Source organism: Natrinema thermotolerans (genome assembly GCF_031165565.1).
Classification (GTDB): Archaea; Halobacteriota; Halobacteria; order Halobacteriales; family Natrialbaceae; genus Natrinema; species Natrinema thermotolerans.
Map to the genome: position 1 here is coordinate 1,161,038 of NZ_CP101873.1, position 23,135 is coordinate 1,184,172.

The 23,135-nt window shown below is 63.7% G+C and carries 19 protein-coding genes and 1 tRNA gene; 5 read left to right on the plus strand and 15 right to left on the minus strand.

Features of this window, described 5'->3' with window-relative positions; all coding sequences use genetic code 11:
- Nucleotides 1-49: 49 nt before the first annotated feature.
- Both NP511_RS05985 and NP511_RS05990 read right to left on the minus strand, forming a co-directional pair.
- Nucleotides 50-628 (minus strand): metal-dependent hydrolase, encoded by a 579-nt coding sequence (locus tag NP511_RS05985; RefSeq protein ID WP_049964810.1) that lies wholly within the window; start codon nt 626-628, stop codon nt 50-52.
- On the minus strand, nt 629-1,618 hold the full coding sequence (locus NP511_RS05990) for a DUF1616 domain-containing protein (RefSeq protein ID WP_049964811.1): 990 nt from the start codon (nt 1,616-1,618) through the stop codon (nt 629-631).
- Nucleotides 1,619-1,999: 381 nt separating this feature from the next.
- Between NP511_RS05990 and NP511_RS05995 the strand changes: the two genes are divergently transcribed.
- Nucleotides 2,000-2,611, plus strand: a complete 612-nt coding sequence (locus NP511_RS05995; protein WP_049964812.1) for a DUF7344 domain-containing protein — start codon at nt 2,000-2,002, stop codon at nt 2,609-2,611.
- On the opposite strand, the gene NP511_RS06000 is transcribed toward NP511_RS05995, so the two are convergent.
- Nucleotides 2,604-3,152 (minus strand): hypothetical protein, encoded by a 549-nt coding sequence (locus NP511_RS06000; RefSeq protein WP_233274312.1) that lies wholly within the window; start codon nt 3,150-3,152, stop codon nt 2,604-2,606. The two genes, NP511_RS05995 and NP511_RS06000, sit on opposite strands and share 8 nt — an antisense overlap.
- 146 nt (nt 3,153-3,298) lie before the next feature.
- Nucleotides 3,299-5,002, minus strand: a complete 1,704-nt coding sequence (locus NP511_RS06005; protein WP_049964813.1) for an asparagine synthase-related protein — start codon at nt 5,000-5,002, stop codon at nt 3,299-3,301.
- A gap of 215 nt (nt 5,003-5,217) precedes the next feature.
- Between NP511_RS06005 and NP511_RS06010 the strand changes: the two genes are divergently transcribed.
- Nucleotides 5,218-6,546 (plus strand): polysaccharide deacetylase family protein, encoded by a 1,329-nt coding sequence (locus NP511_RS06010; protein WP_049964814.1) that lies wholly within the window; start codon nt 5,218-5,220, stop codon nt 6,544-6,546.
- Nucleotides 6,547-6,659: 113 nt separating this feature from the next.
- Here the strand turns inward: NP511_RS06010 and NP511_RS06015 are convergent, their stop codons facing one another.
- Both NP511_RS06015 and NP511_RS06020 read right to left on the minus strand, forming a co-directional pair.
- The gene (locus tag NP511_RS06015; RefSeq protein WP_049964815.1) at nt 6,660-7,838 is read right to left on the minus strand and encodes a PKD domain-containing protein; all 1,179 of its coding nucleotides are present in this window, start codon (nt 7,836-7,838) and stop codon (nt 6,660-6,662) included.
- 141 nt (nt 7,839-7,979) lie between these two features.
- A complete protein-coding gene (locus NP511_RS06020; RefSeq protein WP_049964816.1) occupies nt 7,980-8,954 on the minus strand; it encodes a glycosyltransferase family 2 protein in 975 nt (324 codons plus the stop codon).
- Between the two features lie 181 nt (nt 8,955-9,135).
- On the opposite strand from NP511_RS06020, the gene NP511_RS06025 reads away from it, so the two are divergent.
- Together NP511_RS06025 and NP511_RS06030 are read left to right on the plus strand one after the other, a co-directional pair.
- On the plus strand, nt 9,136-10,416 hold the full coding sequence (locus NP511_RS06025; protein WP_049964817.1) for a polysaccharide deacetylase family protein: 1,281 nt from the start codon (nt 9,136-9,138) through the stop codon (nt 10,414-10,416).
- Entirely contained in the window at nt 10,416-11,474 is a 1,059-nt protein-coding gene (locus NP511_RS06030; RefSeq protein WP_049964818.1) for a glycosyltransferase family 2 protein, read from the plus strand. The genes NP511_RS06025 and NP511_RS06030 overlap by 1 nt, the downstream gene beginning before the upstream one ends.
- Nucleotides 11,475-11,600: 126 nt before the next feature.
- Here the strand turns inward: NP511_RS06030 and NP511_RS06035 are convergent, their stop codons facing one another.
- The 5 genes from NP511_RS06035 to glmM form a co-directional block, all read right to left on the minus strand.
- Nucleotides 11,601-13,238 carry a flippase gene (locus tag NP511_RS06035; protein WP_049964819.1) on the minus strand — a complete coding sequence of 546 codons (1,638 nt, stop codon included), beginning with the start codon at nt 13,236-13,238 and terminating at the stop codon, nt 11,601-11,603.
- A gap of 192 nt (nt 13,239-13,430) precedes the next feature.
- Complete coding sequence (locus NP511_RS06040) at nt 13,431-15,080, minus strand: right-handed parallel beta-helix repeat-containing protein (protein WP_233274313.1); 1,650 nt, start codon at nt 15,078-15,080, stop codon at nt 13,431-13,433.
- Nucleotides 15,081-15,360: 280 nt separating this feature from the next.
- Nucleotides 15,361-16,035: a helix-turn-helix domain-containing protein gene (locus NP511_RS06045; RefSeq protein WP_006181242.1), complete on the minus strand. Its 675-nt coding sequence runs from the start codon at nt 16,033-16,035 to the stop codon at nt 15,361-15,363.
- 92 nt (nt 16,036-16,127) lie between these two features.
- Nucleotides 16,128-17,810, minus strand: a complete 1,683-nt coding sequence (locus NP511_RS06050) for an alkaline phosphatase family protein (protein ID WP_049964820.1) — start codon at nt 17,808-17,810, stop codon at nt 16,128-16,130.
- Between the two features lie 196 nt (nt 17,811-18,006).
- Nucleotides 18,007-19,344 (minus strand): phosphoglucosamine mutase, encoded by a 1,338-nt coding sequence (gene glmM, locus NP511_RS06055; protein ID WP_049964821.1) that lies wholly within the window; start codon nt 19,342-19,344, stop codon nt 18,007-18,009.
- A 328-nt stretch (nt 19,345-19,672) separates the two neighbouring features.
- Between glmM and NP511_RS06060 the strand changes: the two genes are divergently transcribed.
- Nucleotides 19,673-20,218 (plus strand): cupin domain-containing protein, encoded by a 546-nt coding sequence (locus NP511_RS06060; RefSeq protein WP_049964822.1) that lies wholly within the window; start codon nt 19,673-19,675, stop codon nt 20,216-20,218.
- 48 nt (nt 20,219-20,266) lie between these two features.
- Here NP511_RS06060 and NP511_RS06065 read toward each other — a convergent pair whose 3' ends face one another.
- From NP511_RS06065 to NP511_RS06080, 4 genes are all read right to left on the minus strand, one after another.
- Nucleotides 20,267-21,538 (minus strand): RNA-guided endonuclease TnpB family protein, encoded by a 1,272-nt coding sequence (locus tag NP511_RS06065; RefSeq protein ID WP_049964823.1) that lies wholly within the window; start codon nt 21,536-21,538, stop codon nt 20,267-20,269.
- A gap of 1 nt (nt 21,539) precedes the next feature.
- A complete protein-coding gene (tnpA, locus tag NP511_RS06070) occupies nt 21,540-21,932 on the minus strand; it encodes an IS200/IS605 family transposase (RefSeq protein ID WP_049964824.1) in 393 nt (130 codons plus the stop codon).
- Nucleotides 21,933-22,240: 308 nt separating this feature from the next.
- Nucleotides 22,241-22,313, minus strand: a tRNA-Gln gene (locus NP511_RS06075).
- 40 nt (nt 22,314-22,353) lie between these two features.
- Entirely contained in the window at nt 22,354-23,094 is a 741-nt protein-coding gene (locus tag NP511_RS06080; RefSeq protein WP_084158243.1) for an HNH endonuclease, read from the minus strand.
- Between the last annotated feature and the right edge of the window lie 41 nt (nt 23,095-23,135).

Here is a 23,135-nt window from a genome sequence, read left to right on the forward strand (position 1 = left end):
ACACAGTGCGACTCGAGTCAAGACACTCTTCTGCGGGCAGCCAACCCGCTCAGCGAGCCCGACGGGCGCGCAGTAGTCGCCACATGTCAGCCGCGACCGGCGCGCCGTCGGCGACCCACAGCGAGAACACCGCAAGCCCCAGTAGTACCTGAAACAGGACCTGCAGCGTCATGCCACCGGCGAGAAGCAGGTTCACGTACCGGCCGACGTACAGACCGAGATGGTCGAAAAATCCCCCGTGAGCGGTCGCTGGCGGCGACGCGATCGGCCAGAGGACGGTTCGGGGATCGACCGCCCCATCTCTGAGCAGTTGGCTGAGCAGGTCCGCAAGCGGGTGAGAGAGATACGCGATCGAGAACGCACCTGCAAGCGTTCGACGGCCCCACCGGGCGGCCACCGCGTACGCACCGAGACAGACGATCGGCGCGACGAAGATCGAGTGGCCGACGGAGTAGCCGGCGTCCGTCAGTCCGACCGTCCAGGCGAGGGGTTTGTCGAGCAGGTCCGGGAACTGTGACCCGACGGCGACGGCGAGTACCCCGCACGCCGAGGGCGGCTCTCGAGCGATCGCCCTCGCGGCCAGCGAGTAGAGAACGTACGCGACCGCGAGGTGTTCCCACGGCCACATCTATGTCACCTCGATCGGCAGGTGAATCGCACGATAGGCGTTCTCCGTCGTCGGCTCCGCCGGCGGTTCGCCCACGTAGAGCAACAGGGTCACCCGTAGGTCGTCGCCCCGCATCGACGGCGTGATCGCGAGGGTCTGTCCGTGGGAGTCGCCGGCAGCGACCGTCGCAGTCCGCCTGTCTACCTCGGTCGATTCGCGGACGGTCGTCGCGTTCTCCTCGTAACTCACCCGCTGGAGCAACGCCACCGTCGTGTAGGTCCGTTCTTCGTGTTCCCGGTTCGTGATCGTCGCCTGCAGTTCCTGTCGCTCGCCCGCAGTATAGGTCGACTCGTACATCGTGTCGGTCTCGCCGGTGACGTTCTCGGTTTCGACCGAAAACTCCGTGAACCCGTCGTGTTGTGGCGGATTCGCAAGGGCGAACCCACCGCTCGCGAGCAACAGGACGAGCCCGATCACGATCGCCAGGTTGTACGGTCGACGGCTGGTCCGCTCGTACGGACTCGGCCGTCCGCGATCGAAGAACGGGGAGACCGACGTAATCGACGGCACGAACCGTCTATCGGCCGGACAACGGTAGCGAGAGACGATCGCGAGGAGCGCGAGGACGACGGTGAGTATGGAGAGACCGAGGAGGATCGGTTTCAACGCCACACCCCTAGGGGTTACGGTCGCGAAAAGGGCAATCGCGGGAACGAGGGAAACGCTAAAGACTACTGACAGGATCGTCCGCTCGATCGCCTCGAGCCCGCCACTGACCAGCAACGGATTCCCGAGTCCCGTCTTCTCGTCGTCGAAGGATTGGTACTCGTCGTTCGGTTCGTCCGGAAAGAGTGCGGAGACGAGCGCATACCCGGGTAGAAAGAGGACGAGGGGAATCGTCAAGACGATTCGTTCGATACCGGAGAGACCCGAAATGATCCCGAACGTGAGCCCGCCAGTGACTGCGATGACGACCGCGAGATCGAAAAACCACCAGTCGGTGTCGCTCATTTCCTCGTCACTAGCGGGTGGTGATGGTTTATTATCGCCAGAATAAGCCCGACCCATCGGGTCGGATCGGCACCGAACCATAACGAAGCCGACAGTGAATAGCCGCCCACTCACAACAGTGGATTTCGTGAACGTCACGCGGTCATGAACGGTCCAAAACTCGCTATAAGATTCCGAACGATGTATCTTCATTAGACGTGAAATAAATGCCCTATTGGATGATTCATATCGTGGTTTTCAGCCCCTATAAATACCAATATCGTGGTTTTAAAAACATAGAAAACACAGGTAGCATTCCATGAAAATACATAAAATCAGTAATTCTCGGATACACGGTTTCTATGCTTTATTACCTCCCTCTGACTACGGAAGACTGGCGAAATGAAAGCGAAACATATCAGCTCCGAAGAGAAAGGTGGGCAGGGGACGACCGACGACGCTCAGGACCCGGCTGACGAAGCTGATAGCCCCTCCGAGGAGCCACCGTTTTCGAAAGACGAGATCTTCCATCTCCTCCAGAACGAACGCCGGCGGATGGTTCTCCGGTATCTCCGGGGCACCAACGGGCCCGTACGCATGCGCGACGTCGCAGAACAGGTCGCTGCGTGGGAACACGATACTACCGTCGAAGGACTCACGTCTACCCAACGCCAGCGCGTCTACATTCCGCTGTACCAGTCCCATCTCTCGAAACTCGACAACGCGGGCCTGATCGAGTATCAGAAGAACCGCGGGATCGTCGAACGAAAGCCCCTCGCCGATCGCGTCGACACGTTCCTCGAGCTGGATCCGTCCGAGGACTCGCCCGACGAGACAGCCGCTGAGAGTCCCGACTGGCAGGATTCCTATATCTTCGCGACGGTCGTCTCCTACGCGATCCTCCTCGGTGCAGTGATGGAGATGCCGTTCACTTCGCTTCTCTCAGGAATCGGCTTGAGCGCACTCATCCTGTCGCTGTTCACCGTGCTTACGATCCGCCGGCTCGTCAACTGACGGCGGCTGCCGTCACACTGCCGAGGGAGAACAACCGGCGCAAGGTCTGCGGTTCGATCTGTGCGCTCGTCACAACCACACCGAACGCGAGTACGACGAGCAGTACACCGATGGAGATCGCGACGAGTACGGCCGGCGAAACCGAGCGAGTCCCGTCGACGGGCGTCGCCGAGCGCTCGACCAGTCCCTGTGTTTCGTCGAACTCGATGGCTCCCGATGCGTCCAGTGCCGGCAGCCGCTCCTCGTGGAGGCGCTCGTGGACGGCCGCCCACGTTTCGATCGGCGGGTCGGCTGGTTCGACCAACGCGTCGGTAATTTCGTCGACGGTGGCGGGCATGGCCATCTCGTCGAGGACGGTCACGAGAGCGGCGTTGGACTCCGGAAGGAACTCCCCCACCCGAGTATCGGTGTCGTCTCCCGCCAAGAAATCGCAGCCCGGGGCGTAGACCGTCGTCGACCCGGCATCAGGATCGGACTCCTCGGACCGCTCTTCAGCGGAATCCGCCGACGAAGAGCGCAACCAAGATGGCGTCAGACGCATATTCCAGGCTAACTCCCCGTGGTATATAAGGTTTCTCACGGTTTATTTCCCGTAAACTGAATAGGTGGCTGTTAGGCGCTGTTCACGGGAGTTCGCCGCGGCCGCACATATCGGATAATAGACCTGTCTCCGCTGTGGCTCTCTGGTTATGCGACCGCTGGATCCGGGGGTCGAAGCCAGGAGCGCAGTCGCATTGCTCCCTCCGGCCGGAACTCGAGCCACCCGCGGAGGTCGATGACCCTGAGCTTGTGGCGGGTCGGGAGACTGTGGACGTGCGGTAGGTCGCCCAGATGCCGCTGATCGAAGTCGTGTCGTTCGAAGAGTGCCTCCCGGTCCGGCCAGGGAGGTTCGAACGACGAAAGAAACGGGGTCTTCCGGCGGACGAAGCCTTCGATCTCGTTGAAAAGCGTCGTATCGTGTGGACGGTCCGGCGGTCTGTGTCGCAAGATGTCGTCGTCGATCCGTTCGCACGCCCGGAGGAACGTCTCCGTCGTTCGGCGTTCCGGCGGCGTCCGGAGATGCCAGTCGATCAGGTCCCGATCGGCCGCCAGAAACGACGTCAGGAAGTTATCTGAGAGGTGATTGTGAAACGGCATCGATGGCTGATTGGCGATTCCACAGCAGGTCAGTGCGTTCTGTATCCGGTCCGCACGCGACCGTCTCGAGTCGAACTCGTCGCGGATCGCCCCTCGGACGAACGCGTCCGGATCGACGGCGAACGAGGTCCGCTCGGCGAGATCGAGGCTGGTTTCGCGGCTGTACCCGAACTTCTCGAGCAAGGCATCGACGGGGTCCGGGTCGGACTCGAGGCGACCGGTCGGAACCCGCTTGCCGAGGACGTCGACGGTGTTCTCGGCGGTAAAGTGGCCCCGGAAGAACGTATCACAGAGGAGGCCGTGATACATCGTATCGACATCGATCTCGTCGGTGTAGCCCGCGTGATGGATGTGCAACGACTCCTTGATCCCCTGTGAGTACCGGCGCTTCGACTCGTCGGGTCGGAGGTACCGCTCGTCCGGTGGGAAGGCGGTGTGGCTCGCGCCGTATTGTGCGGCGACCGCTCTCGCGCCGCGGACCTCCTGTGCGTCTAGCGATCCGACCGTGTAGCTGTGGGCTATCTCGGGGAGTTGCGAGAGGATGATCCGCGAGTCATAGCCCGCCGAGAGGAGGACGCCCTTTCGGCCGGGGAGGACCGATCGCCGACGGAGCGCCCGCTCGAGGCGATCGGCGAGTTCCCCGACCGCGTCGAAGTCCGCTGCCGGCTGGGGATCGTAGACGAACCGATCGAGCGGGTCGATCGCCGTCGACGTGAGCCGGCTGTCGAGCGGAACCCGACGGAGTTCCGAGAGCGGCGTCTTCTCGCCCAGGGCCACCCCCAGATGCAGGAACTCGAGGACCCCGTCTCGGTCGAGCGTCGGCTCCGTGACGGTTCGACCGACCGAAGCGGCGTCGGTTCCGAAGATTCGAGGTCCCGGTTCGTCGGTGTAGAAGCACTCGCGGGAACGGACCGGGTCCGTGGCGATAACCGCCTCGTCGGTCGGCCCGGCGTCGATCACGGCCAGATACGAGCCGTTGAGATCACGGAGCGCATCGATACCGTCCGCCCGGTAGCGCTCGAGGAGCCAGCGAGCCGCGTTCGGGTCGTCCGTGGGGACGTACGATTCGCCCCAGACGAGACAACGGCCCTCATCGCCGGTGTACGTGGCGCTCCAGCCCGGAACGCCGAGGTCGGAATCCCTGATTCCGACCGTGAGCGTCGGCCCGGCGAGTACCTCGTCGAAGTCGTCGCTGGATCGAAACTGCTCGAACGTGTCGATACCGCCGAATACACCGAAGAGTTCCCTGTTCATCGTCGAAGACCACCTCGCAGACGGCGTCCGGATGCGGGGGCGGGTCCGAACGGCCGTCCGCACGTCCGCCTCCGTAGCCTTCCTCCGGCCGAGCGTGCAATTACTATGCGACCGTTAAGCACCGGTTCGACGGGGCCGGGCCGATCCCGACGACGGTCGATCCGGCCTATCGGATCTATAATAATGGGATCGCTGTCGGTAGCATCGGCTCGCCAATGACACGGAAACGCGCCACGCGACGTCGGTTCCTCGCACTGTCCGGTGCAGTCGGTGCCGTCGGAATGGCCGGCTGTGCGGATCGTATCGAGTCGGCGGTCGATCGGGACGACACCGGTTCGTCGAACGGGACCGATGCGCCGGACGACTCGGCCACGCCGGGGCTTGCGGACGGCGTCCCAGCGCTCGAGACGGCGTTCGATAGCCGGGACCGGTTCCGGCAGCCGGGCGAATCGCTGGACGACTTCGGCGATCTCGACGCCTGGACAGTCGTTCAGGGCTCGGGAACGGCCGACACCGACGTCGTTTTCGACGGCGAACAGAGCTTCAGGCTCGAGTCAAACGGGAGCGAGAACGTCATCGCGGAACGGAGCCTCGACGGCGAGGACCTGACGGCGACGGATCTGTCCGTCGCGGTGCGAACGACGACGCCCGACAGTATCGCCGTCAACCTGCGTCTCGTCGACCAGTTCGGGAGCGAGAAGGTCTACTCCCTCCGCCAGATCAGGTACCGTGCGCCCGACGTCGGCTGGTTCAGAACGAGCCCCGGCGTCTTCCAGCAAAGCGAGCCCGAGCCCTCGCTGGATTACCTCGATCGGCTCGAGGTGCAGGTGCTGCACTCGATGCCGGAAGCGGAAGTCTGGATCGACGACCTGCGCACCCACGAGACGCCCGATCAGGGCTACGTCATGTTGAGCTGGGACGACGGAACGCTCGACTACTACGAGACGGCCGCGCCGCTGCACGACGAGTACGGGTTTCCAGCGGTGCAGGCACCGGTGCCGCGGTGGGCCGAACAGGGTGTTGACGGGCACATGTCGATCTCGGAACTGCAGGAGCGACAGGAGGCAGGCGATCAGATCGTCGTCCACGGAACCCACGACCCGATCCACGAACTCGACGACGGGGAGACGATCGACGAACGGCTCAGGCGGGACAAGCAGTGGTACATCGACAACGGCTTCGAGGGGGCGAACTACATCGTCCATCCGCACAACAGTTTCGACAAGACGAGCCTCGAGCGGACGACCGACTATCACTACTGTGGCGGGTTCAACCAGGCCGGCAACGTTAACACGACGAGCGTCTACGGCTTCGATCCGCTCGCCCTCCCGCGGACGATCGGGCACGACCTCGACATCTCGAAGCGGTGTGTCGATCTGGCTGCCAAACACAACCAGTGTACGATTCTGAACTTCCACACGTTCGAGGCCAACAACACGATGGCCGAGGACGACTACGAGTCGTTGCTCGAGTACATCGACAGTGCTGACATCGAGGTCATCACGTTCGACGACCTCTGGAAGCTGCGTGTGGCCGACCACTGATTCGGGCCCCACGAGGGCGTTTCGTCGAGCGGGAGTCGCGTACCGAATCGACCGACAGCGGGTAACGATGCGTCTCTGTTTCGAGGCAGGTACTGGACTGCAACGAGAAGCGGTTAGCAGTCCGTCGAGAGCGTGAGCCGATCGACGTCAGCCGCTCCGTCGTCGTCGACGACGCGCAACGCCACCGGGTGGTCGCCGGTCGCGCTGATCGTCACGTCGATCGTCTCCCCGGTCTCGTCGAACGAGCCGGTATCACCGAGACGCCACTCGTAGCGGACGAGTTCTCCGTCCGGGTCGGACGACTGTGACGCGTCGAGCGTGACCGTCTGCCCGGGCTCGAGCGTCGTGTCGGAACCCAATTCCGGGGCGGTCGTGATCCGTGCAGTGGGTGACTCCCCGGTCTGGCCCTCGTCGTCGGTGCCGTCGTCGACCGGTTCCGAGGGCTCCGCATCGTCCCGGTTCTCGGGAGGACTGCCGTCGCCGGCGTCCTCGAGCAACAGCTCGCCCGCGAGGAGTCGGTCGACGATCGCCGTGTGCCACCGGACGCGGGTTTCCAGTTCGACGCCCGTCGAGAGCGTCTCCGCGAGGAACGCATCGGCCCCCAGATCGCGGGCGGCTTTGTGGACGAGCAAGCCGGTCGGATCGCTCTCGGGGCTGGAGAACGGCCCGGGCCGGAACTCGAGTTCGGGGTCGTCGACGAAATTCCGGGTCACGGCGTCGGCGACGGCAGCAGCGGTGTCGGCGGCCGCATCGCTCTCGCCGTGAAAGATCGCCTGGCCGACGCCGTCCATGGGATCGCCCGCGTAGATGCCCGTCGACTCGTGGAGATCGACGACGACGTCCGGGTCGTATTCGGTGATGACGTCCCAGATGGCCCCTGCGAGTTCCGTTCCCGGGGGTTCGCCCTCCGGGAACTGTCGATTGAGGTTGTTTCCGTCGTCATCGGTTCTCGTCCCGCGTTCGATGGCGACGGCGTTGGCCGCCGGGATCACGACGAGCGTGCCGGCGTCGATCGGCCAGTCGGCAATCCGGCCGGCGGCCGTATAGCCCGCGACTTCGTTCCCGTGGATCCCGCCGACGACGACCGCCGTCGGTCCCTCGGCGTCCGCGGTCGTCACGTACACCGTCGTCTCTTCGGGCGTCCCCTCGCGAACGACGAACGACGCTCGAGAAACGGTCCCCGCGTCCGATCGGGCCGTATCGCCGACGACGCTGGCGGCGCTTGCACTCGCGAGTACACAACTGGCTGTGACGGCCAATACGGATCGTCGTGAGTGGATATCACGTCTCATCCGGTCGACCCGTCGGTTCCGAACGGGTTTACTACAGGTGCGATAACCGATGGAAACAGTACCGTTTCAGTTCTGCAACCGTCCCATCGTGCGTCGATTCGCGCTGTTCGGTGCCGATTCGAGACGATCGGTGGGGACCGCTCACTCGGAACGCGTGTGCCGTCCGAGCGTGATCGCGACCAGCAGGGCGACGAGCGCCGCGACGATCGATCGCGATCGCCGTCGAAGCCCGGCCCCGGCGACCCAGCAGACGCCGGGATACGTCCGCGGCGACGCCCCAGCCTTGCGGAAGTGCCAGAGGGCCCGCAGGAACCGCCCCTCCGCGAAGTACCGCTTCGCGATGATGAGTTCGTGCCTCGAGCGGATCTCGTAGCCCTCAGCCTCGAAACGCTCGACCTCGGATTCGTAGGCCGACAGGTACTGTCGGCTCGCAGTTCTCGTCACGTCCGCGGGCGGATGGCCGGTCTCGTTGCGGCGAACGAGTGCCGCGTCGACGTACGCGAGGTTCCCGCACTCGAGGACGCGCAGACAGAACTCCGGGTCCTGGAACCGGTCGAGGTCCTCGTCGAAGCCGCCGACCTCTCTGGCGACCTCGGTGCGAACGAGTAGCGTCGACCCCGCGCCCGGCTGGACGTTGTCCGCGAGGATCTCGCCGATCAGTTCTTCGCCACCTTCTTTCGTCGGTTCGTCGTCCGAGCGAGCGAGTACGGACGCGGCGACCGACCGGAGCCGTCCGCTCGCGCCGGACAGATCGTACGCCGTCCCGCAGTAGGCGCCGACCCAGTCGCTCGAGCGATCCTCGAGGGCCGCGAGCTGGCGCTCGAGTTTCGCGGGCTGCCACTCGTCGTCCGAGTCGAGGAAGGCGACGTACTCGCCGCGGGCGTGTTCGAGTCCCGTGTTCCGGGCGACGTTCGCGCCCCGGTTGGTCGCGTGGATTACGGGCCGCACCCGCGGGTCCTCGTACTCGGCCAGCACCGCCTCGGTGTCGTCGGTCGAACCGTCGTCGACGACGACCACCTCGAGGTCGTCGATCGTCTGTGCGAGCGCGCTGTCGATCGCGCGCGGAAGCGTCGCCGCTCTGTTGTACGTCGGGATGATGACGCTGACGCGAGTCATTTCCCGGCAGTTCCGGCGCGTCTCGGATTATTATCGCGTCGATAAACGCCACCACCGGACGGCTGCGGCCGCGTCGACTCGCCCCCTCGGCGACCGGCCGGCTCGAGATCGACGGCGTTCGATCGTGATGCCCGCACTAATAGCCGTATAAGCAAGGGCGAACGGTTCGTCGACGCGGTCGATGACGAACAGAAACCGCCGATCGTTCGTAACGACGGTTGCAGCGGCCGGAACGCTCGGCCTCGCCGGCTGTCTCTCGCAGATGCGGGAGTGGCGTGGCGCGGACGGCGAGCCGGCGACATCCCAGTCGAGCGACGGGAACGACGGCGACGAGGCCGGCGACCGACTGTCCCTTCCGGGGGACCCGATCGACCGCTTCGAGGATCTCGGCCGATGGACGCCGATGATCGACGCCGGGCAACTCGAGGCCGGGACGGCCGACCCGTACGTCGGCTCGCAGTCGGCCCACCTCACGGCCGCCGAGGATACCGAGTATGCAGCCGTCTACAGGACGATTCCGGACGGACTGGATCTGAGCGACAAGAGCCTCTCGCTTGCCGTCAGCTTCACCGGCCGCGAACAGCTGCACCTCACGCTCGAGTTGTTCGCACCGAACTCGCGCAACGTCCACGCCATGCAGCGTACGCTCGTTGGACCGACCGATCGGTGGGTCCGGGTCGACTTCGGGACCGATCGGGTCGAGGGCCAGCCCGACCTGACCGACGTCCGGGAGGTACGGCTGATCGCCCGCCGTCGTGCCGACTCAACCGGCCCGATCGACTGTCGGGTCGACGACCTTCGTGCGGTCGACCGTCCCGAAACCGGCGCGGTCATGCTCCTGTTCGACGGCACGCTCGAGAGCCACTACACGGCCACGTTCGAGCAGCTGCAGGCGTACGGCTTCGCGGGCGTCGAAGCAGTCATCCCGGAGGCCGTCGGCGAAACGGGACGGCTCACGAACGCTGCACTCTCCGAACTCGATGCCGCGGGCTGGGATATGGCGGCCCGGCCGCGAACCGGCGCGCGGTCCCTCGACGAGTTCCCGCCGGAAACACAGGACGAGCTGATTCGGGGGACGAAAGCGGCCCTCGAGAGCCGCGGCTTCGCGGACGGTGCGAAGCACTTCGTCACGCCGCGAAACGTCCTGGGCTCGACCGCCCGCGATCTCGTCCGGGAGTACCACGAGCAGGCGTTCCGGTTCGGTGGCGGTCCGAACGGGTTGCCGCTTACCGACCCACACAACGCGGGTTTCTTCGCCGGCGATGCCGGCGACGTGACGAAATCCTACGTCGACTTCGCCGCCGAGTACGGACAGCTCGCGGTCTTGCACTTCGAACACATCGGCGAGAACGGGATGAGCGAGCGCGCGTTCGCGGACCTGCTCGAGTACGTCGACACGCAAGACGTCGACGTCGTCACCGCGACCGACCTGCTGGAGAGGACGAGCGGAGGCGATCGCTGATGTACCGGAACGCGAGCGTCGGCGTCGTGTTGCCCGCCTACAACGAGGAGGGGTTCGTCGGTGACGTGATCCGCGAGATGCCCGCGTACGTCGATCGGATCTACGCGATCGACGATCGGTCGACGGACGGCACCTGGGACGAGATCCGCGAGGCTGCCCGGGCGGACGCGACCGCGGCCGAGCGCGGCGACGGCGAGACCGTCGATCGGCTCGTGGCCGACGGCGGTGCGTCCGCGCTCACGAACCGGGCGGCGGTCCACGACGCCATCGGCCGCGTCGTCCCGATCAAGCACACGGAAAACCGCGGTGCCGGCGGGGCGATCAAGACCGGCTATCTCGCCGCGCTCGCGGACGGCGTGGACGCGACGGTCACCGTCGACGCCGACGGGCAGATGGACCTCTCACAGATGCAGCGGCTCCTCGATCCGATCGTCGACGGTGGGGCCGACTACGCGAAGGGCAACCGGCTCCTGTCCCGGGAGTACCGGGACGCGATGCCACGATTTCGGTTCGTGGGCAACGCGGTTCTGACCTTCCTGACGAAGATCGCCTCCGGCTACTGGAAAACGATGGACCCCCAGAACGGATATACGGCGATCTCCCACGACGCCCTCGCGGCGATCGAGGTCGAGAACCTCTACGAGTACTACGGCTACTGCAACGATCTGCTGGTGAAGCTAAACGTCCACGGGATGCGCGTCGCCGACGTGGCGATGCCGGCCGTCTACGGCGACGAGGAGTCGAGTATTACGTATCGGCGGTACATTCCCAAGGTCTCGTCGATGTTGCTTCGCAACTTCCTGTGGCGGCTGAAAACGAAGTACCTCGTATTGGACTTCCACCCGCTCGCACTGTTTTACCTCTTCGGAGCGGCGACGGCGACGACCGGCGTCCTCGGCGTCGGCGCGGTCGTCTCTGCCGCGCTCTCGAGTCCCGGCACACCGGCCGTCGGGAGCGTGACGAGCCTGCTGTTGTTCGTCGCCGGAACGGCGTTTCTCCTGCTGGCGATGGTGTTCGACATGGCCGAAAGCGACAGCCTCGAGACCCAGATCCAGTAACACCGGACACGCGCAGGATCGGGTACGTACGCAGCTGTCCGGACGTCTCGACGGCTCCGGTATCACGACAGTGATCGATTGGAAGGGGTAACCGGGCTCGAGAGTCCGTGGTACGTACCGACTCGGTCAGGGCGCGACGCTCTCGATCCCGGAGCCGAGTAGCCCCAGTGTGAGCCCCGAGACGAGCAGGGATAATCCGACGACGAACAGCAGACTGTGTAACCTGTTTTGCTCCCGTTGTTTCGTCCCGCCGGCCGCGAGCCAACCGCGTATTGCGTCCGCCTTCGCGCCGAGCGGGTCGGGGAACGTCGACAGCACCTCGAAGGGCTCGGCCGGATCGAGTGCGCCGACGAGCAGTGCGAACACGACGAAGATCACGAAGCCGGCGGGCGGAACGACCGCGAGTGCGAGCCACGGGTTCCCGATGACCGTCGAGAGGGTGACGATCGGGACGGCTGCGAGGACGGTCGCCAGTATCGAACGCCCGAGCCGGGCGTCCGAGAGGGGATCGAAGCCGACCAGTCGAGCGCTCCAACAGTGGAACAGAAACATCGATCCGTATCCGACGCTGGTCGCGACAGCGGCACCGTGCATTCCGAAGCGGGGGATCAGAGCGACGTTGAGGACGACGTTGATCACGGCCGCAACGCCGGTGGCCGCGACCGGATATCGGAGCATACCCTTCCCCTGTGAGATCGCCAGGATCGGGCGTGCAAGGGCAAAGCCGAGCGATCCGGGAAGTAACAGCAACAGGGGCGTGATCGCCGGCGTGGCATCCGCGCCGAAGTAGATCGGCACGGCGATATCAGCTAACGCCGCGAGACCGACCGCCATGACGGCCGTCAGCAAGAACGTGTACCGCGTCGTCCGGGACGCGAGATCCGAAATCTCCCGGAGCCGGTTTTGGGACCATAGTTCCGATGTCGAGTGGACGAACACCGTCTGAAGGGCCATCGGGATAAACCAGAGGAACTCGGCGAGCGTGAGCGCCGCCTTGTAGTTTCCGACCGCGGAACTCTCCGTGAACCGCTGGAGCATCACGATGTCGATGTGATAGAGCGACATCAACAGGAAGACCAGGGCGATGCTCATCGAGTTGAACGTGAGCATCTGTCTCCGGGGAAACCGCTCCGTCGGGCGACTGAAGAGACACGACAACGAGACCCGCCGATGGACGAGGGCTAACCCGATGGCAGCAACGAGCGTACTCGCGACCAACTGCCCTGCAAGCGCGCCGAACACCCCGGCACCGAGGTAAACCAGCGGCACTGCAACGACGACGAATCCGACCTTGTCGATGATCTTCAGCGGTTCCGAGTACCGCTCGAGGCCGAAGCCCATGAGCGTCTTCCGGGCGTAATCGCGGAACTGCGCCGTCACGACGAGTGTAGCGAGGACGTAGAAATAGCTCGTCAGTTCGGGTCCGAACGCCCGACTGACGAGTCCGACCCGCGTCGCAACCACTAGCAGGAGGGCCCCGAGGACCGAGAGCGAGATCGCCAGCCGCAGGTAGAAGCCGACGACGTGTTCGCTCCAGTTGGCCGCGGCGCGGTCCTCCGCGAGGAATTTCCGGACGCCGTCGGTGACGCCGGAGCTGACGAAGATCATGTAGATCGCGAAGACCGACAGCAAAAACGCGTACTCGCCGAAGGCCGCTGCACCGAGCAGCCGGTACAAAAGCGGCGTCGAGAGCGCAGTGACGACGAGAACGACTACTTTGGCACTGACGACCGAAACGACGCCGCTCGCGATACTCCTGTTCACGGTCTCCCCCCGGGACGGTCGACCGCCCCTCTCGCCAACGATCGGCCTCGGTCCGACGGAGTCACTGTAGCGAGACGGTGGCGACAGCGTGGCGTTATTATACGGGCGTTAAACGGGGCCAAGCGGCGGCATGGAACCGGAATCGCCGACCGGTAGCTGCCACCTCGCCGCGGCCCCGAACCCGGGCGCTCGTTACTGGTACGTGTTCTCCCAGGTCGTGACGCCGCTTGCACCGAGGTCGCGAATCCCGTCGACCAGCCGGTTCTTCTTGAACGTCGGATTCGTTGACGAGGAGTAGAGACAGACCGCCTCGTGACCGCCCGACGACTCGAGCGTCGAGTCGCGAACGAGTGCGTCGGAACCGAGATCGACGAACGGATACTGACTGGCGCGGAGATCGCTCTCATAGACCGTCAGGTCCGCCCCCGTGTTGACGATGGCGTTTCGGTCCACCCCGTCGCGCCCATGCTGGGCGACATCGACGTGGCTGAACCGACAGTTGTCGCGTTCACAGCGGATCCCGTCTCGGAAGCCGCTGGCGTCGCCCGCCTGCCCCGTGATCGTGAGGTATTCGGCGAGTATCTGCTCGGTCCTGCCGCTGTCCCGAATCCAGAGCGGATAGCCGCCCGCCGTTTCGTGGGTGATCTCCGTCTCGACGATCGTCGCCTCCCCGCATTCGGGGGAGACGACGATGCCGTGGTTCACGTCCGACCCTTCGAGGTGCAGGCGGGTGTTGTCGATCCGTGCGCTCTCACAGGTGTTCATCACCGAAATCGCGTGACTGGTCGGTTTGGGCGAGGTGATTTCCACGGCGGCACCGTGGATCTCGATGTTCCGTCCGCTTTCGATCCGGATGCCCCGCTGGGACACGTCTTCCGGACGCGTCGAATCGACTTCGACGGTCGGCCATCGGATCTCGCTGTCTCGGCCGCCGACGCGGACGTTCGCACCGTTGCTGTTCCGGAACCAACCGCCGTTGACGATGATCGTCCCGTCACCGCCCGCGGCGTAGAGCCCGTTGTTCGGAAACCCGCCGAGCCAGCAGTGTCTGAACTCGAGCGTGCCCGCGTTCTGGTTCGCTTCGATCCCGATCGGGCCGCGCCAGCGGTTGCCCGCGTTCGGGGTGTTTTCCACCCACGCGCCGCCGTCCGGCGCTCGGAACCGCTCGACGATCCCCCGACCGTCGGGGTCGGTGACGTTGAACAGCCCCGGCCCCCACGTCCCGCTGTCGTGGAAGCCCCGAACCGTCACGTCACGCACCTCGAGGCGGTCTGACGCGTAGGCCTCGATCGTTCGGATCCCCGTCTCGGGAGCCGACTGATCGACGTCGAACCCCTCGAAGCGGAGGTGACCCCCGGGACTGTACGAGACGCCGAGGCGGAACAACCGATACTGGGGGCCGTCGAAGTCGTGGTAGTTCGCCGGAATCAGCGTCGCGTTCTCGCCGACGACGCCGAAGTTCTCGAACCCCGTGAACCTGAACTGTTCGTCCATGAAGTACTCCCCCTCCGGGAACACGAGTAGCGTGTCGTCACCCCGAAGCTCCTCGAGAACGGGCGTGATCGACTCGGTGCCCGTCGCGTCCGCCCCGGCCTCGGTCACGTCGACGACGGTCGCGTAGTCGTCGTAATACTGGCTGTACGGATCCGTCGATGCACTGACAGTCGACGTGAGTCCGACTCCGGCGACACACGCCGCGACCGCCCCTCCCAGGAACCGGCGACGCGAGCGTGTCCGTGAACTTACCTCCTCGAGGGATCGCCGACCGTCCTCCCTGGCGGCCGACTGAGAACGACGAGAACTGGTACGATTCGAGCGCTGCAGATCATTTCCATCCGACATTGAGAGTCACTCTTTCCTGAGTGATGATGGGGTCCAGTATCTATGGATTCGGATGGCAAGCTTTTAAGTTCGAGAGCCGATCACCCCGAACTGATCGCGAGAACTATTAGTTAACCGACAGTAACTGGATACCCGTATATTCGTGTCTTCGATTCGGGGCTTCGGAAATCCGACTGCCGATAAGGGCCGCTATTGGGCCTCTTTGAGGCGTATTCCGGTCGACCATAGTGGACCCAATATCGTCTCCGATGTAAACTAGTGTCATTTTCTAACCAATTGTTCAACCGCAATCGTTCTCGAACGCTTCGGGCGGGCGGCCGTTTTCGATCGTGGCACCGATCAGCGTCGAAATCGCTCGCCGAAGCCGCTGGGAGACCGCCGAATCCGAAACCCCGAGCCGTTCGGCGAGGTCGTCCTGTGTGACCCCGCGTGGCACCTCGAAATAGTCGTCGTAGTAGGCCATCATGAGGATCTCGTACTGTCGGTCGGTCAGGAAGTAGGTCCGGTCGTCCGAGACCGACGAATCGTACAGTTGGTTCACGCGAAACGAGATCCCACGGTCGCGACAGTGGGCGCGGAACGCGGACAGCGCGTCCCGGTCGGGAAGGGAAACCCGCGTGACCCAGCCGCCCTCGTCGCTCGCGATCGTGAAGACGAACAGCCCGGCCGCAGCACAGCGATCGGGCACGATCTCGAGGTCGGTATCGACGGCGACGCGATAGATCGCCCGATTGTCGAACGCGGCGACACGCGTCGGATTCGAGACGGTCGGATCGGCGGCCATCGCTTCCTCGAGGGGGGCATGTTCATCGCTGAACGCGGAGACGAACTGCAGTCGTCGCTCGTCGACCGTCGTCTCGTACTCGTATCGGATCGGCACGCCGGAACAGCGCTCGATCGTCGGTACCAGCGGCAGATCGTCGTGGACGAGATGGACTTCTGCGATAACTCCCATTGCGATCCAGATATCGTATTCGGTCGTCGGGGCCGCCTACCTATACTTATACCACGCATAAGCGGCTTGCAACGGCCCGAACCGTCAGCGACTCAGTTCATGTAGCCGAGGTCGGCCAACCGATCGGTTACCGCCTCGTCCGTCGCCGGCCGGGACTCGTCGTCCCGATCCGCGTACGCCGGATAGGTGGCCGACCCCACGGAGTCGACGACGGGAACGACGCTGCCGTCCATGCGGTCGCTGTAGGGGACCCCCATCGCGGCCATGATCGTCGGCGCGACGTCGAAGAGGTGGGCCCGCTCGAGCGAGGGACTCTCGTCGATCCCCTCGCCCGCCGCGACGAAGATCCCGTCGAGCTTGTGATTCCAGGGCTCGGCGGGACCGAAGTAGTCGCCGTCGGCCAACTGCTCGGAGAGCATGTGGTCGAAGTCGGCGGGGATCGTGACGATGTCGACCGTTTCCTCAATCTCGTCGCCGTGGAAGTACTGCTCGCGGGGCGCGACCGTCTCGAAGAACGGCTCCCCGTCCGGGGTTTCGATGGCCTGTAGCGCCCGGATGAGTTCCTCGCGCAGTTCCTCGTACTCCGACTGCGGAACGACGCCGTTCGGATCCCGCCCCTCGAGGTTGATGCGGACCCCGAGTTCGGTCCGCGCACGGACGTAAGCTGCCGATTCGGCGAAGTCGACCTGTTCGTTGGCCGTTCTGGAGACGCCGCCCGGAGCGTACTCGATGGCGACGTCGGCCAGCCCGACCCGCTCGAGCGCCGCTCTGATGCGGCGGGCGGTGATCCCGAACCGGGCGGCGATCGAGGCCGCGCGTGCGACCGTGCCCGGCTCCCAGGTGTCGACCGTCTCGCCCTCGCGGAGTCGCCGCCGCATCGGCGTCCACGACGGCATTCCCTTGCCGCCGGTGGTCGTCTCGAGGTAACCCATATCGCGCAGATACTCGTTGACCCGGAACTCGTAGCCCTCGTACTGGCCCATCCCGTGGTCGCTCACGAGGAAGACGCGGTCCGGGTCGCAGGCCTCGAGGATCGCCCCGATCTGCTCGTCGGTCGTCTCGTAGACGCGATCGACGTGTCGTTGCTCCCCGCTGAACTCGTGAAAGACCGTGTCGGTCTTCTGGAACTGGACGAAGCCGAAGTCCGGGTCGTACTCGTCGACGAGGTAGCGAAACGCCCGACCGCGCATCCGGACGAGGGATCGGTACTCCTCGATCTTTGCGTCGTCGGACAGCGAGTCGTCGTCGCGCGTGTAGCTCGGGTACACGCGATAGTCGCCGATCGCGTCGCGGACGTCGTCTAAGAGTCCGGCGGGGTGACACGGCGGGTCCTCGGGGCCGAGGAATCCGGGGATCATCGCCCCGTCGAACTCGTCGGGCGGGTGGGTGACCGGCGCGTTGACGACGACGCTCGAGCGGCCGTGGCGATCCAACAGCGTCCACAGGGGATGCTCGCGGACGTCGTCGTTGCTCGTCACGTGCCAGTCGTAGCCGTCGTAGCTGACGAAGCCGACGACGCCGTGTTTCCCGGGGTTGACACCCGTATAGATCGACGGCCAGGCGCTCGGCGTCCACGGGGGGATCTGCGACTCGAGGGGCGCAGTCACCCCCTCGGTGCAGAGCCGTTCGATGGTCGGTATCCGATCGGCCTCGAACAATCGCTCGAAAACCGGAAGACACCCAGCATCGATACCGATGAGCAGCGTTTCCAGCCCGGTCGATTCGACCTCGGTACTCCCTGCTGTCGCGTCGTCGCGGCGAAACGTCCGAGTCATCGGCTCAATTATCCCTCATTGTCACGTTCGTGTTCGCTCGACTGCTGCGGACATCCCACCGCAGCATCGTTGTTCGTTCCACCACGTCTCTATCCGGCAACGTCGCAGACGGATCACTTCATTATCACTCCGTTAAACACGCTCTCGGCCTCGAGAACGGCCGATCGACGCACTCGCGACCAGCACGAGATCCCGCTCACGGTCGGAGTCCCGACACGGTCGTGATCGCGCTCTCGAGGAGTCCGATACCGTCCGCTTCCAGTTGTTCGGCTCGAAACTCGTCCCGTGCCTCGGCCGTGAGCCGGATGATCGGTTCGGTTCCGCTCGCCCGAAGAAGCAACCAGCCGTCGTCGACACCGACGTAGACGCCATCGAGCAGATCGACGTCGTCGTACCGATCTCGGGCGTCCTCGCGAACCCGGTCCATCACGGCCCGTTTCTCGTCGACCCTGACGGACGTACGACGGATTGGATACGTCTCGACGCCGTCGACGAGCGACGAGAGCGGTCCCCGCGCGGCGACGAGTTCGACGAGTTTGCACGCCGCGAGCGGCCCGTCCGGACACGGCGTTTCGGCCGGCCAGATCCACGCGCCGCTGGGTTCGCCGCCGAAGACGACCCCCGGTTGCACAGCGCGTTCCGCCACTGCGCCGTCACCGACCCGCGTTCGGGTCACCGAGGCACCGGTCCTCGAGAGCGCGTCGTCGACGGCCCTGCTCGTCCCCACCGGCACGGCGACCGTGTCGCCCGCGGTTGCAGCCTCGCGTGCGAACAGGGCGAGGAGGACGTCTTTCGGGACGAACGTTCCGGTCTCGTCGACGGCTACCATCCGGTCGGCATCGCCGTCATGTGCAATGCCGAGGCTCGCGGCCGTCGTCGCCACGACCGACGACAGGTCGCCGAGCGTCTCCCGCGTCGGCTCGCTCGGCCTGCCCGGAAAGCGCCCGTCCCGTTGCCCGTTCAGCGTCACGACGTCACAGCCGAGATCCGCGAGTACGCGGGCGGTGATCCCCCCGTTCCCGTTTCCGATATCGACGACGACGCTCGGTGGATCGTCGATCGACACGGACTCGGCCACCGCCGTCGCATGTCGCTCGAGCGCGCCCTCGAGCGATTCGAGCGACCCGTGTCCGTCCCAGGGGCGGAGGTCGTACTCGTCGGTTTCGACGCGCGTCGCGATCGCCTTGCGTTGCTCGAGATCGAAGGCGGTCCCGGAGGCAGCCCGAAGTTTGATCCCGTTGTCCGACGCGGGATTGTGCGAGGCCGTGACGACGACACCCGCGTCCGCGCCGGTCCGCTGGACCGCTCGGGCGACCGTTGGCGTCGGCACGATGCCGGCCTCGAGAACGTCCGCGCCACACTCCCGTACCCCGGCGATCAGCGCATCGGTTAGGACCGCGCCGCTCTCCCGGGCGTCTCGTCCGACGACGACGCGATCGTAGCCCTCGGAGGCCACGGCACGACCGACCGAGAGCGCGAGTGCAGCCGTCATCTCTTCACCGACCGGTCCACGGATTCCGCTCGTTCCGAACATATCCTCTCTCCTCGAGGACGCGAGGATTACTATGGAGTTGTTAGCGCCGGCCACTCGGCCATTGCGGATCGGAGTCCGTGACCGGAGCGGTCTCCCGAATGTGCTGTCCGTCCGGTCGGCGGTATTCGATCGGGTTTCGTTCAGTACGGTTGCCCTGACCGGCCAGTCCTACTCGAGAGCGCGCAGGTCGGCGTCGGTCTCCATCTGGAGCGACACCTCGCTCTGTTACACGACAGTAGAACACGCCACCACCGTTCACGAACGGCGCTCACGACGATTGATGACGGGGCATAAGAACAATACCGTTCGCGTCGTTTGACACCTAGTCATGGATCAGAAAGACGACTCGGAGCTGACACCGGAAGACCTTGCCCACAAGCACCTCCCCGAGCAAACGATGTACAAGGTTCAGACGCCGGCGGCGCACGGCGCGGATTCCGAGGCCGTACGGCATTCGCCGCTGATCATCAGGACGAACGAGTTCCGACTCCTCTACTTCGAACTCGAGCCATCCGGACGGATCGACTGGCACACGCACGTTCCCGGACTCGATGAAGTGAACCTGTGTCTCGAGGGGCGAGCCAAGTACACACTCGAACGCGAAGACGGGAGCCATCAAGTCATAGAAATCGGCCCGATGGAGTTCGTCTACGTCCCCGGAGGCGCCCGGCACAAGATCGAAGTGATCGGCGAGCAGGCCCACAGGTCGCTGTCGGCTGCCAAATTCGATACCGCCGCCAGACTGGAGGCCCTCGAGGACGAGTCGGGAACGGAGAACACGGATGCTGACGATCCCGAGTGGCAGGACGCGCTCTTCGTCGATCGAAAACGTGACGAGGTGGTCGCCAAAGACGAGACGCTCGTCTCGAAGTGACATCCTCCGCGCCGTGAACGGCGCGGCTTCCCGGCATGGGAATACCAGCTAAGTTTCGCTGTTGCTGGCAGAGGGTTCCGACCCGTGGAAAGTCGAGAGGGTCATCTGCGAGGATTTCTCGCTCGTCTCTCGGTGGGTCACGGCGCTGTCACAGGCGCTCCCATCCCGTGAGATGTCATCGCCCGCCGGTTTCAGCGGCAGGCTCTCACCCCACGGGTTGTGGCGGTCAGCGATGTTGACCGCCGCGTTGATGTCTGCGTGGTACTCCGACACCCAACACTCGTCGTTCTGACACCGGAACTCATCTCCGTCCCGATACCCGATGTGGCCGCACTCGTGGCACGTCTGGCTCGTGTACTCCGGGCGGATGTATTCGACCGGGATGCCAGCCTCTCGTGCTTTGTCCTCGATGCGCTCCTGCAAGCGAGCGAACGCCCATGCGTGGAGGCGTCGGTTCATCCACTCACCGTAATCGAGGTCTTCGCGGATGTCCGAAAGGTCTTCCAGCACGAGGACTGGTTTCTCGAATCGACAGGCGTACTCGATTGCCTGCCGAGACGCTTTTTCGATGATGTCTGTGAGTGCGTTCTGGTAGTGGTCGAACCGTTCGTCAATCCGCCACTCGGCGGCGTCACGCTCTTGGAGGCGCTTGAGCGTCGTGTGCATCTCTTTGCGAAGGTGACGAGCGCGACCACCGTTGATGAGCAGTGGGTCAGTCGAAGTCCCCTGCTCGCAGGCACAGCCCGCGAGCAGGTGTGCTTCGCCAATGTCGAAGCCGACTGGTGTTACATCGTCGTCTGTCGGTTCGTAGTTCGGTTCTTCGACCGGGAACCCGACGGTGACGTGAAGCGTCCACGACGTGCGGTGACGTTGCAGGCGGAGTTGGCCTGCCGACGCTTCACCGTCCACGAGGTCGTGCCACAGTTCTTCTTGAGCGGGGTTGATACGGAGTGGTATCCAGAAATTCGTCCCGCGACCGGGCTGTGGCACCCACCACGTGAACTCGTAGTCCCGTTCCGGTGAGTGGTCGAACTCGGCTGCTTGGTTGGTGAGTCGAACTGGGTGATCGTCGTCCAACTCCTGTGCATCGTAGGTTCCGTGCAGTTGCGGAACGTAGTTACACAGGGCCGCCTTCGCCTGATACGGCAGGTTGTAGGGCGTCACTACATCGCTAGTGGCGGTCATCGTCTCGCACCTGGCCTCGAATGCCTCGTGGAGTCCTGCCCGGTAGGTGTCGAGCAGGTCGCACAGTTTGCGCTCTTTGTGGGCTGTCGGCGGGGCGAGCGTGGCCTCCAGCGTTTTCGTGGTTGTCGCGGTCATACTACTGGTCGTCCACGTAGTCCATCAGCACGTCGATGCTCACTTGGCCGGTCGTGGCGAGGAAGTATCCCGGTTGCCAGAACGCATCTTCGAGCGTCTGTGTCACTTCAGGAAACTCTGAGCGAATCCGGCGAGACGTGACGCCTTTGAGCGAGTTGATGAACTTCGTGAGGTCTGTGGTTGGTTTGGTCCGAAACAGGATGTGAACGTGGTCGGTTCCGCCGTCCACGTTCTTGATGTCGGCCTCGAAGTCATCTGCAATATCGTGGGCGATTTCAGCGACACGCTCCAGCCGCTCATCTGTGAGAATATCGGCTCGGTACTTCGTGACGGTCACGAAGTGATACTGGAGTGCGTACACTGTGTGCGACCCTGTTTGCAGATGACACTCCATTTGGCCTTAGCAGATACAAGACACCCAAGAAAAATAACTCTTGTGACGTGGGGTATTCAGCAAGGAGAAACCGAGTGGTTTGTTGCACAGAGCTTACGCGATTCACTCCCGCCCTGTTCGCTCCTCGGTTCCGACTGGGCGTCGGAACACTCGTCACTCACGGGAAGGGCGGGATTCTCTCGCTGAATCAAGATAGCCGACCCCGGCGTTCAGTTGTTTATCCTCACTCTACCGGAGATCTCAGAACGGGTTCACACCTCGAGGACTCGAACCTCCGAGTATATGTCACTGAGTGTGAGTTTCGAAAATAGTCCCGGGCAGATTCGAACTGCCGTCATGGGCTCCAAAGGCCCATATGATTGGCCACTACACCACGGGACTGAACGGGCAACTCCCTGTTGGGGGTAGAACGGTTTAGGAGTTATTGTTTCTCTTGAGACGTTGAGGGTGAAAGTGTGTCTATCATATCGATCTCAGCGTATCTGTGACAGCTACGACAGAGGCAAACGACGTTATCAAGGGTGTGTGCCAGTTGAGGATCGTTGAATTCTCGGACCGGCGTAATGTGATGGACATCCGGTTCATGACCGATCTCGTCGCGTGTAATCCCGCAGTGTTGGCACGTGTGTTCGTCTCGCTCCAGTGCTTGCCGTCGTATCTCTCTCCATCGGCCGTTGTACGCGTTGTCGGAATCTTCCCATTGGTCGGATAACCAACGGCTAAGGCAGTTTTGGCTACAGAATCGGACTGGCTCTCGTTCCGCTCTCGATTTGAGGACGGTTGAAATTCGCCCGCACCACTCACAGACCCGTTTTACACGTGCTATATCGTGGTATTCGTAGTAAGGCGTTCCGAGAAAGCTGTCAGCATTTTCGACGCAATCCGAACAGTAGACGCCGGATTTGTCCGATGGATAATATTCGAATGTCGAACCACACTTCTCACACGATGTCGTCTCTTTTGCATCCTTCCAGTTCCCATTGTGTTCTCCGGCGTTGGGATTGCAGTCGTCGCAGAACTCGCGTCTCGATTTCGGATCGTAGAATTCCGTCCCACACCCCGTGCAGGTACGATTCGGGAGCGGTTCGTCGTGGATTTTCGTATGATGTTGCCGCATTCCTCGCTCGGTGTTCAGTGACCTTTCACACGTTGGGCAATCCATAGAAACAATGGATTCGGTAAAAAGAATAATAGTAACTAAAC

Bases quoted from the DNA above. Each gene is read 5' to 3' on its own strand.
- NP511_RS06060 (WP_049964822.1), top strand. From the start codon at position 19,673: ATGGATCAGAAAGACGACTCGGAGCTGACACCGGAAGACCTTGCCCAC.
- NP511_RS05985 (WP_049964810.1), bottom strand. From the start codon at position 628: ATGTGGCCGTGGGAACACCTCGCGGTCGCGTACGTTCTCTACTCGCTG.
- NP511_RS06015 (WP_049964815.1), bottom strand. From the start codon at position 7,838: ATGAGACGTGATATCCACTCACGACGATCCGTATTGGCCGTCACAGCC.
- tnpA (WP_049964824.1), bottom strand. From the start codon at position 21,932: ATGGAGTGTCATCTGCAAACAGGGTCGCACACAGTGTACGCACTCCAG.
- NP511_RS05995 (WP_049964812.1), top strand. From the start codon at position 2,000: ATGAAAGCGAAACATATCAGCTCCGAAGAGAAAGGTGGGCAGGGGACG.
- NP511_RS05990 (WP_049964811.1), bottom strand. From the start codon at position 1,618: ATGAGCGACACCGACTGGTGGTTTTTCGATCTCGCGGTCGTCATCGCA.
- NP511_RS06005 (WP_049964813.1), bottom strand. From the start codon at position 5,002: ATGAACAGGGAACTCTTCGGTGTATTCGGCGGTATCGACACGTTCGAG.
- NP511_RS06010 (WP_049964814.1), top strand. From the start codon at position 5,218: ATGACACGGAAACGCGCCACGCGACGTCGGTTCCTCGCACTGTCCGGT.
- glmM (WP_049964821.1), bottom strand. From the start codon at position 19,344: ATGTTCGGAACGAGCGGAATCCGTGGACCGGTCGGTGAAGAGATGACG.
- NP511_RS06080 (WP_084158243.1), bottom strand. From the start codon at position 23,094: ATGGATTGCCCAACGTGTGAAAGGTCACTGAACACCGAGCGAGGAATG.
- NP511_RS06020 (WP_049964816.1), bottom strand. From the start codon at position 8,954: ATGACTCGCGTCAGCGTCATCATCCCGACGTACAACAGAGCGGCGACG.
- NP511_RS06025 (WP_049964817.1), top strand. From the start codon at position 9,136: ATGACGAACAGAAACCGCCGATCGTTCGTAACGACGGTTGCAGCGGCC.
- NP511_RS06050 (WP_049964820.1), bottom strand. From the start codon at position 17,810: ATGACTCGGACGTTTCGCCGCGACGACGCGACAGCAGGGAGTACCGAG.
- NP511_RS06045 (WP_006181242.1), bottom strand. From the start codon at position 16,035: ATGGGAGTTATCGCAGAAGTCCATCTCGTCCACGACGATCTGCCGCTG.
- NP511_RS06000 (WP_233274312.1), bottom strand. From the start codon at position 3,152: ATGCGTCTGACGCCATCTTGGTTGCGCTCTTCGTCGGCGGATTCCGCT.
- NP511_RS06030 (WP_049964818.1), top strand. From the start codon at position 10,416: ATGTACCGGAACGCGAGCGTCGGCGTCGTGTTGCCCGCCTACAACGAG.
- NP511_RS06040 (WP_233274313.1), bottom strand. From the start codon at position 15,080: ATGTCGGATGGAAATGATCTGCAGCGCTCGAATCGTACCAGTTCTCGT.
- NP511_RS06065 (WP_049964823.1), bottom strand. From the start codon at position 21,538: ATGACCGCGACAACCACGAAAACGCTGGAGGCCACGCTCGCCCCGCCG.